The 11,461-nt window shown below is 60.8% G+C and carries 10 protein-coding genes; 4 read left to right on the forward strand and 6 right to left on the reverse strand.

Annotation, left to right across the window (positions count from 1 at the left end):
• Positions 1-5 precede the first annotated feature (5 nt).
• On the reverse strand, positions 6-896 hold the full coding sequence (locus HP556_RS05945) for a dioxygenase family protein (protein WP_175366267.1): 891 nt from the start codon (positions 894-896) through the stop codon (positions 6-8).
• Between the two features lie 115 nt (positions 897-1,011).
• Here HP556_RS05945 and HP556_RS05950 point away from each other — a divergent pair, with 115 nt between their 5' ends.
• Positions 1,012-2,031: a LacI family DNA-binding transcriptional regulator gene (locus HP556_RS05950; RefSeq protein ID WP_175366368.1), complete on the forward strand. Its 1,020-nt coding sequence runs from the start codon at positions 1,012-1,014 to the stop codon at positions 2,029-2,031.
• A 287-nt stretch (positions 2,032-2,318) separates the two neighbouring features.
• Positions 2,319-2,492, forward strand: a complete 174-nt coding sequence (locus HP556_RS05955; RefSeq protein WP_158596890.1) for a hypothetical protein — start codon at positions 2,319-2,321, stop codon at positions 2,490-2,492.
• A 393-nt stretch (positions 2,493-2,885) separates the two neighbouring features.
• Here the strand turns inward: HP556_RS05955 and kce are convergent, their stop codons facing one another.
• From kce to HP556_RS05980, 5 genes are all read right to left on the reverse strand, one after another.
• Complete coding sequence (gene kce, locus HP556_RS05960; protein WP_068734883.1) at positions 2,886-3,809, reverse strand: 3,5-dioxohexanoate:acetyl-CoA acetone transferase; 924 nt, start codon at positions 3,807-3,809, stop codon at positions 2,886-2,888.
• Between the two features lie 35 nt (positions 3,810-3,844).
• The gene (locus HP556_RS05965) at positions 3,845-4,792 is read right to left on the reverse strand and encodes a 3-hydroxyacyl-CoA dehydrogenase (protein ID WP_175366268.1); all 948 of its coding nucleotides are present in this window, start codon (positions 4,790-4,792) and stop codon (positions 3,845-3,847) included.
• A gap of 8 nt (positions 4,793-4,800) precedes the next feature.
• Positions 4,801-7,320: a branched-chain amino acid ABC transporter ATP-binding protein/permease gene (locus HP556_RS05970; protein ID WP_175366269.1), complete on the reverse strand. Its 2,520-nt coding sequence runs from the start codon at positions 7,318-7,320 to the stop codon at positions 4,801-4,803.
• A 10-nt stretch (positions 7,321-7,330) separates the two neighbouring features.
• The gene (locus HP556_RS05975) at positions 7,331-8,209 is read right to left on the reverse strand and encodes a branched-chain amino acid ABC transporter permease (RefSeq protein ID WP_068734877.1); all 879 of its coding nucleotides are present in this window, start codon (positions 8,207-8,209) and stop codon (positions 7,331-7,333) included.
• A 121-nt stretch (positions 8,210-8,330) separates the two neighbouring features.
• Positions 8,331-9,587: an ABC transporter substrate-binding protein gene (locus HP556_RS05980; protein ID WP_175366270.1), complete on the reverse strand. Its 1,257-nt coding sequence runs from the start codon at positions 9,585-9,587 to the stop codon at positions 8,331-8,333.
• A 181-nt stretch (positions 9,588-9,768) separates the two neighbouring features.
• Here HP556_RS05980 and HP556_RS05985 point away from each other — a divergent pair, with 181 nt between their 5' ends.
• Positions 9,769-10,467 (forward strand): GntR family transcriptional regulator, encoded by a 699-nt coding sequence (locus HP556_RS05985; protein ID WP_175366271.1) that lies wholly within the window; start codon positions 9,769-9,771, stop codon positions 10,465-10,467.
• 25 nt (positions 10,468-10,492) lie between these two features.
• On the forward strand, positions 10,493-11,269 hold the full coding sequence (locus HP556_RS05990; RefSeq protein WP_175366272.1) for an SDR family oxidoreductase: 777 nt from the start codon (positions 10,493-10,495) through the stop codon (positions 11,267-11,269).
• Positions 11,270-11,461 lie beyond the last annotated feature (192 nt).

Genomic DNA, 11,461 nt, shown 5'->3' on the forward strand with positions numbered 1-11,461 from the left:
ACAGCTCACTTGATGGGAGGATGCGGGAGCACGGCTTCGCCGGGCTCCATGACGAATGTGTAGTTGAGGCTGAACCATTCGCCAGCGACATCCGGCGCTGGCGACGCGCCTTCGCCCTTGCGGAAATCGCCAATCAGCGCACGCGTCACGCCGAATACGACGTCGCTCTCCAGATGTTCGTCGTCATCGACAAAGATCTGCGTGATCAGCGTCTTGAAGCCTGGCTTGAAGGCAAGCACATGCAGATGCGCCGGCCGGAACGGATGCCGGCGCTGCGCGGCCAGCATCTCCCCGGTCGGACCATGGGTCGGCACCGGATAGCCAGCAGGCTTGACCGAGCGGAACGCGAAGCGGCCGTTCGCATCGGTCTCAAACACGCCCCGCAAATTCATGTCAGCCTGACCCGCGTCCTGGTTTTCGTACATTCCCGACGGCGAGGCCTGCCAGACATCAACGCTGACACCCGAGAGCGGCGCTCCCAGTGCGTCGGTGATGCGGCAATCGACGAACAGTGGCGCACCGGGCGTCGGCGAACGCAAGATCGAGGCACCATTCTCCACACGCGGAGCGTTCGCCCGCCAGAACGGCCCGAGCAAAGCTGCGGCGGTCTCGCTCGCTCCGTCCTGACCGTTGTTCAACAGGCAGACCAATGTTGAGAGCCCGACTGCATCGCTGAACAACACGCCCTCGTTATGGCTGTCGTTCGTGGTCTGGCCGATCCGGTTGAGGAAATCGATGGCGAATTCGAACTCCGCCTCGGTCAGCCGGACCTCGCGGGCAAATTCGTGCAGATGACGAACGAAAGCGGCCATGACCGTGCGCAACCGCTCGTTCGGCGCACCGCTCATCGCGGCAAGCACAACGTCGGTCACATCCTCCTGACGCGTGATGATCATCGACACTCCCTCATATTGCGATTTTTCGGTTATCATGCTGCGCAATCGATTGCACATCTAGTGCAATCGATTGCGCAAGTCAACCGCACCAGCTAGCTTGGAGATCGTGGCAGGGATGACGACAATCAAAGACGTGGCGCGCGAGGTGGGAGTGCACCCCTCCACCGTGTCGCGCGCGCTCGACCCAGCCCGCCGCGGACGAATCGGCGAGCCGGTCGTGCGCCGGATTCTGGAAGCAGCGGAGCGGCTGGGTTACCGCCCGGACACGGTGGCCGCGAGTCTGCGCAGTGGCCGTTCGAACATGGTCGGCATCATCGTCCCGGACATCGCGAACCCCGTCTTCTCGCCGATCATCGGCGGCCTCGAAGACGTGCTATCGGCGCGCGGCTACGCGCTGATTGTCGCCGACCCGCAACCGCAACGGACGGGCACCGACGACATCGTTCAACGGCTCGTGGCGCGCCGCGTGGATGGCCTCGTGCTGGCGAATGTCGCGCTCAAGGATAATTCGATCGAGCGTTGTCTGAGTTGGAAAGTCCCTGTCGTGCTTGTCAATCGCGCGGAGGCTGAGGCGCGTGTGCCTTCGGTGGTCTCGGACGATGTGGCCGGCATGCGGCTCGCGGTTGCGCATCTTCTCGAACTTGGGCATCGCCACATCCTCCACCTCGCCGGCCCGCAAATGCTATCGACCGGCTCGCTCCGCCGCCGCGGTTTCGTGGAGGCAATGCACGAAGCGGGTTTCGCGCCGGCCGACAATGATATCGAAGAAGCTGAAGCATTCACGCGCGAGGCAGGGCGCGCTGCCGCACTCAGACTGCTCGCACGACAGCCTGAGGCCACCGCCATCGTCGCAGCCAACGATCTCCTCGCGCTCGGCATCTATGAAGCGTTGCGCGAAACGGGCCGGCGATGTCCGGAAGATCTGTCAGTGATCGGTCACAACGACATGCCGCTGGTGGATCTGGTGGATCCGCCGCTGTCCACGATCCGCATCAGCCACCGCGAGATGGGTGAACAGACCGGCCAGCTCCTGCTCGACCTGATCGAAGGTGTCCGCGGCGATGCGCGTTATGTCGTCACAGCGCCCCTGCTCATCGTGCGCCGCTCGACACAGCCACCAAGGATCTCGCGATAAGCCAGCGTTGGATCTGATTAATTGAGCCAGCGTGATTCTGGTTTGCGCCCCTTCGCTTTGAACAAGGGCGGACTCGCATACCGGCAAACGCCCCCGACGTTCCTTATCAATTCGGCCAAATCCAGAAGCGACTACCAAACGATAACAAGCGAGTGATCAGACCGGAGCGAGTTGCATGACAGATCTGACGTCATATGGGATGCATTGAACATTCATGTGCAGTAATTCGGCGCTATTCCACATTCCATATAATGAAGCTGGGCGGTTCCCACGCTAGGGAACCCAAGATGCATGATGTTTCTCGCCGCGCTCAACTTATTCTGTTGAAAAACGATCTGCACATCATGCGAGGCCGGGCCCAACGCCTGGATCTAAGCGATGTAGCCTTGTTGATCTCGCAAGCTGTTCAGCTGCTCTCCGATCAGCCGGAAGTTTCTAAATCTGACCAGCCCCGCGCCTAACTGCATTGTTTGTCATCGGTGCGCTCGGTCGCCAGGACAAACATACCGACAGCCGCTGCGGTCACCAAAAACGGCATAATGATAAGGGCCATTGACGCCTCCTTGTCGAAGTTGATCTTCGAACATGGCACAGCATCTCTTATGCGGCTCTTCGCTTCCCTAAAGCGGATGGTGAACAGAATCATACGGAGAGATTTGGTTGAGAAATGCCAAATTCATGAACGATAAAGTATGCGATCCCCGCAACGTCCAGCGCGCCAAATGTCCGCTTTGCGCCAAAAGCGGTAACCCATCACGTCGACTTTGTGTCAGAAGCGGGCATTCGCCAGCAGGGTTCCCCCAAAGCAGAGCAGGCGGACATCTCTTGCACTGTCCGCCTCCTCCAGGGATAGCTTAGACCTCCAGCTTGTCTCCACCCTTCAGATCAAGCATCTCGCGCGCTTCATCCGGGGTCGCGATCTCAAGACCCAAGCCTTCGACGATTTTGCGCGCGAGCGTGACCTGCTCGGCATTCGAGGAGGCCATGCGACCTGGCGCCGCCCACAGCGAGTCTTCCAGACCGACGCGGATATTGCCACCCATGGCCGCGGCCATCGCCGCGATCGGCAGCTGATTGCGACCGGCGCCGAGCACCGACCAGACATACTTGTCGCCGAACAACCGATCCGCCGTGCGCTTCATGTGCAGCACATCTTCGGGATGTGCACCTGTACCGCCCTGCAAACCGAACACCGTCTGGATGAACAGCGGCGGCTTCACCAGCCCCTGTTCGAGGAAGTAGGCGAGATTATAGAGGTGCGCCGTGTCGTAGCATTCGAACTCGAAGCGTGTACCCGTCTCGGCCAGTGTCTTCAGCACATACTCAATGTCCTGGAATGTGTTGCGGAACACAATGTCCTTGTTCTGCAGGTGCTTCAATTCCCAATCATGTTCGAACTTCTTGAAGCGGTTCAGCATCCCGAAGAATCCGAAATTCATTGAGCCCATGTTGAGCGAGGCGACTTCCGGCTTGTAGACCGCGGCAGGCCGTACGCGTTCATCCACCGTCATGGTGGGCGCACCACCGGTAGTCAGGTTGATCACCGCATTGGTGCGCTGCTTGATGATCTTCAGGAATGGCGCAAAGGCTTCGGGACTTTGATCGGGTTGCCCGGTCTTCGGGTTGCGCGCATGCAGATGCACAATGGCGGCGCCGGCTTCCGCCGCATCGACGGCAGCGTCGGCGATTTCTTGCGGCGTTACCGGCAATGCTTTGGACATCGAGGGCGTATGAATCGCGCCCGTCACGGCGCAGGTGATGATGACTTTGCGGCTCATGTCAGTCTCCGTCTTACTGTTAAGAGATGGTGTAGTCAGGATTTGGGACGCTGCGTGGCCTTGTGAGCCGCCAGCGCTGCGAGGCGTTCGTTGCGTTGTTGTGTCAGTGCGGCAATCCGATCGGGCGACGGCTGATGCGGCCAGGCCGCTATCACCCGGTCGACATTCGGGCTTTGATAAACCTCGGGCCCTGCCGATGCAGCGGCCAGCTCCTTGTAGAAACCGGTGTAGCGCGCGCAGTAATCCGGGATGCCGCCGGGCGCATTGAGCTCGATGGTCTCCAGCGGGCCCAGAAACGACCAGCGCAGACCGAGACCGTCCTTCACAGTGTGATCGAGATCCTCCGCGGAGACATAGCCTTCGCCGACCAGACGGAACGCTTCCGCCAGCAAGGCGCCCTGCAGCCGATTGAGGATAAAACCGTTGATCTCGCGGTTGACGGTCACGGGGACCTGCCCAATCTCGCGATAGATCTCACGCGCGCGGTCGATAGTCTCCTGCGAGGTCCAGGATGCGCCGCATAGTTCGACCAGCGGCACCAGATGCGGCGGGTTGACGGGATGACCGACGAGGCAGCGCGCCCGCCCCGGAAGCGCTTCCGTGAAGCGAGAGGCGACGATGGCCGAGGTGGATGATGCGAGCAGTGCATCTGGAGGCGCAAGACGATCCAGCTCGGAAAAGATGGCGATCTTCTGATCGACGTTCTCCGGGCCATTCTCCTGTACGAAGGAAACGTTCTTCACCGCATCGGCCAGACTTTCCGCTATCGAGATGCGCGCGGCGGCGCCGTCGGGGTCATTGGCAAGTCCGTGGCGGGCGAGCGCATGCAGTTCATCGCGAATAAGCCCGGGCGCAGCATCCAGCGTCGGGCGATGCGGATCTGTCAGCCGCACGGTCCATCCAGCGCGCGCGAAAATCGCGGCCCAGGCGCGTCCGATCAAGCCAACGCCGACGATCGCTACATGTCGATTGTTCAGTGTCATTGATGTTCTCACAGCCACAGCACCTTGCGGCGCAGATCGAGATCGTCACGCAGGGCCTTCGACGGCCCCTGATGAATGACCTTGCCCCGTTCCAGCGCCACCGTCGAATCGGACAAAGCCAAAGCCAGATCGAGATTATGGTCGACGATGATGATGGCAATTTCCTTGCGAAGCCGGTCAAAGGTTTCAAACAACTGCTCCACGACCGCGGGCGCCAATCCTTCGAATGGCTCATCCAGCAACAAGACGCGGACGTCGCCCGACAACGCGCGCGCCACGGCCACCATCTGCTGCTCGCCGCCTGACAGATAATCGGCGGGACTGTCGAGACGCTCACGAATGCGTGGGAAATAGTCGTAGATGCGCTCGCGGGTCCAATGCACACCATTGCCAGTCTGCCGCTTGAGACCACCAAGTTCGAGATTTTGCTCGACGGTCATGCCTGCGAACAAGGCGCGTCCCTGTGGTACGTAGCCGATGCCGAGCCGCGCAGCTTCCGCAGACGACAGGCCGATCAACTCGCTGCCTGCCAGTTGAATAGAGCCATTCGATGCCGGCGCGATCCCGATCAACGACTTGAGCAAGGTCGACTTACCCGCGCCATTGCGCCCGAGCAGTGCGATGATCTCGTTCTCGTGCAGGGTAAAATTGACGTCGTTGAGAATATGGCTCTTGCCATAGAACGTATCGACATTCTTCACCGTCAGCAGCGGCTTCGCCCCCGCCGCGGTCTCGCGGGGGCGCGCAGCCACAGCCGTCGTGCCCGACCCGATATAGACTTCCTGCACCTTCGGGCTGGACCGCGCCTCTTCGACGGAGCCATCCAGCAATACGCGTCCCTCATTCATGACGGTGACGTGGTCGGCCAGCTGGAACACCCGATCGATGTCATGCTCGACCAGCAGGACCGGTAAATCGGTCGAGATGCGCTTGATGATCGCACCGATACGTTCACGTTCGGCAGCAGCGAGGCCTGCAAGCGGTTCGTCAAGCAACAGGACGCGCGGCGCTGTAGCCAGCGCGACGCCCATATCGAGCAGGCGTTGGCCGCCGTAAGACAGCATGCCTGCCTCTGCCTTCTCGATTCCAGCGAGGCCGAGATAGCGGATCACCGCATCGGTCTCCGCGTTGATTGCGCTAATCGATAGCGCGTTGGTCACGGGATCGAAGCGCCGCGGATGCCGTGCTTGCACCGCGAGGCGGATATTTTCGCCAACACTGAGCGTGGGAAACAGGTTGGTAATCTGGAACGAACGCCCAATGCCGGCCCTTGCAATATCTTCCGGTGTATGGCCTGCGATAGGCATGCCCATCAGCGACACGCTTCCCTGATCCGGCTTGTACATACCCGACAGCAAATTGAACGCCGTGGTCTTGCCGGCACCGTTCGGGCCGATCAGCGCATGCAGCGTGCGATCGGCGATGGCGATATCGACGCCCTGCACGGCTTTGATGCCACCGAAACTTTTCACGATATGGCTGGCAGCGAGTACCGCTCCGTCGACTGACGACTTCGGTCGCAAAAACTCCGGCAGTGGTAGCACTTCGATGCGCCGCGCCGACATTGCCGCGTCTTCTTCCACTTTCTTGCGGAATGGCGCCATCAGCCGCTCGCCCATACCGATTAGGCCGGTAGGCGAGAAGATGATGAAGCCAACGAAAACGAGACCGAACCAGAACAACCAGTTCTCGGAATAGATGCCGAGAAACTCACGAAACAGAATGAAAAACAGCGCACCGAGCGCCGGCCCGAGGAAACTGCGCATGCCGCCGATCACGACCATGGCCAGAAGCTCGCCAGAGAACGCCACCGAAATGGGATCCGCCGACGTCATACGGTTCTTGTAGAGCAGCAGAATGCCGGCCAGCCCGGTGATGGTAGCCGACAGCACGAAGGCGGCGAGCTTGTAGCGATTGGTGGGATAGCCGAGGAAGCGCGCGCGCTGTTCGTTTTCGCGGATCGCCACCAGCACCGAACCGACCGTGGAATTGTGGAAGCGCCACAGCAGGATCAGCACGAGAAACGCGATCAGCGCCACGAACCAATAATAGGTCGCACCCGCATCGAGGTCGAAGCCAAGCAGTGCCGGCCGGGTGATGCCGCCAAGGCCGTTCTCGCCACCGGTGACGTCAGTCCAGCGGAACGAGACGCTGTAGAGCATGGCCGCGAGCGCCAGCGTCAGCAGCGAGAAATACACGCCGCGGCGGCGCAGGATCAGGTAGCCGAAGGCAGCCGCCGTGATGGCCACCACGACAAGCGCAAGCAGCGTCGGCCCGACGAATGAATTCGGCATCCAGTTACGCTGGATCAGCGCTGCAGCATAGGCCGCAAGGCCGAACCAGGCGCCATGACCGAACGAGACGAGACCGGTGTGCCCCACCAGGATATTCAGGGCCATGCAGGCCAGTGCAAAGACGACGATCTCCGTCGCCGACGTCACGGTCAATCCGAGCGCCAGCAAGATCGGCGGCAGGATGAGCAAGCCGACGCCCGCGATCAGCAATGGAACGGGAAGACGATTCAACATTGGCATCGCCTTACTCGAACCGCATGATGCGTTCGCCGAACAAGCCGCGCGGCCGGAACAGCAGCACCAGAAGCATCAACAAATAGATCGCCGCCGTGGACGCCGCCGAATAGCCGATGCCGACCATGACGCCCTTGACCAATCCGACCAGCAGCGCAGCGATCACCACGCCCCAGAACGAGCCGAGGCCACCGATCACGACCACCACGAAGGCGGGCGTGATGATCTCCTGTCCCATCGCCGGATGGATCGAATAGATCGGCGCCAGCAACACGCCCGCGAGTCCCGCCAGACCAATACCCAGGGCTGCGACGACCGACATATAGGGCTGCAGCGAGATACCGAGCGCTCCGACCATGTCCGGATTTTGCACGCCGGCCCGGACCACACGGCCGAATGAGGTCTTCTGCAGCAGCACCCAGAGCCCGACCACACAGGCCACGGCAATACCGAGCAACACCACGCGATAGAACGAATAGATGAAGCTTCCGATCGCGACCTGACCGCGCAGCGCTGGCGGGATCGAATACGACAAAGGCGGCGCGCCGAAGATCATACGCAAGGCCTGCTCGGCGACCATCGCGAGCCCGAAAGTCAGTAGCAGCGAGAGAATGGGATCTGACCGATAGAAGCGCCGGAACAACGTCCGCTCGATGACAACGCCGAGCAACGCAACGACAACGGGGGCCACGACGAATGCACCACCGAAGCCGAGATAGGGCGAAATGACAAGGGTAAGATAGGCGCCAATCGCATAGAACGCGCCATGCGCGAGATTCACGATGCCGCCGAGCGAAAAGATCAGCGACAGGCCGAGCGCAATCAGAAGATAATAGACACCATCAAGCAGTCCGTTGAGGATCTGCTGGGTGAGCAACATGGCGGACATGATATGGGCTCCGCAGTCGCGCGCTGATGCGCATCTGACAGGGGTCGGAAGGACGAGACGAAAGCAACTTCGCGAGCAGAATGTCGGCGTCTCGCCCGAAGGCGAAACGCCGACATTGTTGCTAGCTCGGGAATTTGCAGACGTTCTCTTCCGCGGTAGACGCAATCACTTCGAGCGGTTCATCCGGCCCCGGGACGGCCGGGCTCGATGAGAAGATGTCCCACTGGTTCTTGATCTTGTCCGCAGGCAGCGCCGTCACCGCATACATTTCGTGCATCAGCTGATGATCTGATGCGCGGAAGTAGCCGGGACGCGTCTTCAGCAGATCGAACTTCGCGCCCTTCTCGAAATGCTCGATGATCTTCGGCGACTCGGCCGATTTCAGCTCGTTGATGCTCTGCGCCACGATCTTCGTGGCGATGTAGTCGCCCCAGGCCTGATTCTCCGGCGGCTTGTTGTACTTCTTGGTGAAGGCCGCGACGAAGGCCTTGCTGCCGGGCGTGTCCAGCAGATGGTGCCAGACCACAGGCCAGGTGCCGACGAAATTGCCCTTGCCAGCAGCCCAGGCCAGAGCCGTGTCGAAGCCGAAACCGCCGACCGGGAAAGTCAGACCGAATTCGGCATATTGCTTGAGGAAGTTGGTGATCTGGTTGCCCGCAAGATTGATCACCACGAGATCAGGCTTGGCCTCGCGGATCTTGAGGAGATAGGCAGAAAAGTCCGTGGCGTCGGTGGGCACCAGGTCGTCGCCCGCGAAATTACCGCCATTGGCCTGCATGAAGCGCTTCGATACGCTTAGCAGGTCATGGCCGAAGGCATAGTCGGCCGTGAGCGAGTACCACTTCTTGCCCTTCACGAGACCATCGCGCAGAAACGAGCGGCCGACGGTCTTTACATACATCGAGTTCTGCGACTCGACGTGGAACATATAGCGCTGGCAGTCCTTGCCGCGTAGCGCATCGGAATTTCCGCCGGTGTTGATGAACAGCGTCTTGTTGCGCGTGGCGACCTGCGCGATGGTCAGACACGATGCCGAAGAAATTTCGCCGATGATACAGGCGACCTTGTCGCGCTCGATCATGCGCTCCGCCTTGGTCGATGCCGTTTGAGGATTGATCGAGTCCTCCTTGAGCAGTTCAACCTTGCGCCCCATCAGGCCGCCAGCGGCATTGATCTCCTCAACAGCGAGATCGATGGCCATCACACCATATTCGCCGAGCGGGCCGAGAAAGCCGGTACGCGGCGTGAGATGGCCGATGCGAATGACGTCGGAGGTCTGCGCGCTCAGAACCGATGGCGCAGAGAGGCCGGAAGCAAGTGCGAGACCGCCCGCGGTCTTCAGCAGACTGCGGCGCGTGAATTGATTGGTGTTCGACATCAGATTCGTCTCCCTGATACGGCCGCGCGGCGCGGCTGTTTCCCCTCCGGCAGGCGCCGCACTCTTCTGTTGAGAGGGCTTTGTCCGCTTGCCGTGATCTGTGATCACAGTTAGAGTTGCAAAAGACGGGGACTTTGTCGAGTCCCTCCCTGTAATTTCGCGACGATGCCCGGAGACCGCGTTGAACCTGCCGACTGCGCTGACCCTTGTGGAGCCGCTCGACCGCCAGACGCTGGGCGAGCGCGCTTACGCGCAACTGGCGGATTTGCTCATCTCGGGTAGACTCGCGCCTGGCGAAAAGCTGTCATTGCGTACGGCCGCCGAAGTGCTCGGCGTGTCGATCATGCCGGTGCGCGAAGCGGTGTCCCGCCTCGTCGCCGACAAGGCGCTGGAAGTCGCGGCAAACCGTGCCGTGCGCGTGCCCGTGATGTCGGCTACGCAGTTTCGCGATCTGACGAAGGTGCGTATCGCTATCGAGGGTCATGCCGCAGCAGAGGCAGCGCGACTACGTGGAGACCGCAATCTTGCATCGATCGCGATCGCCGAAGCCGCGATGCGCGCGGAAAGTGAATTGAAGGCACCCGACCTGCCGCGCGCCGTCGAACTCAACAAGACGTTTCACTTTGCCGTCTACGAGGCCGCGCAGTCGCCGATCCTGGTCGAGATCATCCGTGCGCTCTGGCTCAAGGCTGGCCCCGTCATCAATCTCGATCTGCGCGGCAATCCCGATCGCCTCGCCAAGGGTGAAGCCATTCGGTTTCATGCGGACGTTCGCAAGGCGATCGAGATCGGTGATGCCGAAGCTGCCAAAGTCGGGATCGCTGCCGATATCACCAGCGCTGCCAATTTCATCCTGTCGCGCGGCGGCCTCTCCGCCTAGTCCTCACAAAGTCCCCGGAGCCACCATGGATCTCAACATCAAGGGTTTGCGCGTCATCGTTACCGCGGGCGCCAACGGAATTGGCCTCGCCATCGCCCGCGCCTTTGCCGGCGAAGGCGCACGCGTTCATGTCTGCGATGTGGACCAGGCTGCTCTTGCCGCACTCACAGCGAGTGATCCCACAATCACCCAGACACATTGCGACGTTGCTGATCGTCCGTCAGTTCAAAGGCTGTTCGATGAGGCAACAGCCAAACTCGGCGGCCTCGATGTCCTCGTCAACAATGCCGGCGTCGCAGGCCCGACCGCCAAGGTCGAGGAGATGCATCCCGATGACTGGGATCGTTGCCTGAACATCTGCCTGACCGGCCAGTTCAACTGCACGCGCCTCGCCGTACCGCTGCTGCGCCAGAGCAGCAACGGCTCCATCGTCAACCTGTCCTCGGCGGCTGGCCGCGTAGGCTTCGCGATGCGCTCGCCCTATGCCGCAGCGAAATGGGGCGTCATCGGCTTCACGAAATCGCTCTCCATCGAGCTCGGCCCCGACAACATCCGCGTCAACACGATCCTGCCCGGCCTCGTCGCCGGCGATCGCCAGCGCCGCGTGCTGGAAGCCAAGGCGCAGCAGCGCGGCATTTCCTTTGCGGAGATGGAGAAAACAGCGTTCTCCTATACGTCAATCAAGGACTATGTCACACCGGAACAGATCGCCGACCAGATCCTGTTCCTGGCCAGCCCACGCGGACGTACGATCTCGGGCCAGGCTATTTCGATCTGCGGCGACACCCAAATGCTAGGCTAGCGGTCGATGCTCAAGACTCGAGCAAGCCAACTGACGACACTGCGAAGCAGTCTCTAGCAAGGCGCAAAAGCTGGCCTTTCGTGACAGCTTGACGTCAGCTTTACATCGATTGCAGACCTTTCGCATCCTGCTAGATCGGGCAAGTAGCTTGCGGAGCCGGCTGCTAATTCACTGTCGCCAAGTACAAACTGG

Origin of the sequence: Tardiphaga robiniae (genome assembly GCF_013359755.1) — a bacterium.
Classification (GTDB): domain Bacteria; phylum Pseudomonadota; class Alphaproteobacteria; order Rhizobiales; family Xanthobacteraceae; genus Tardiphaga; species Tardiphaga robiniae.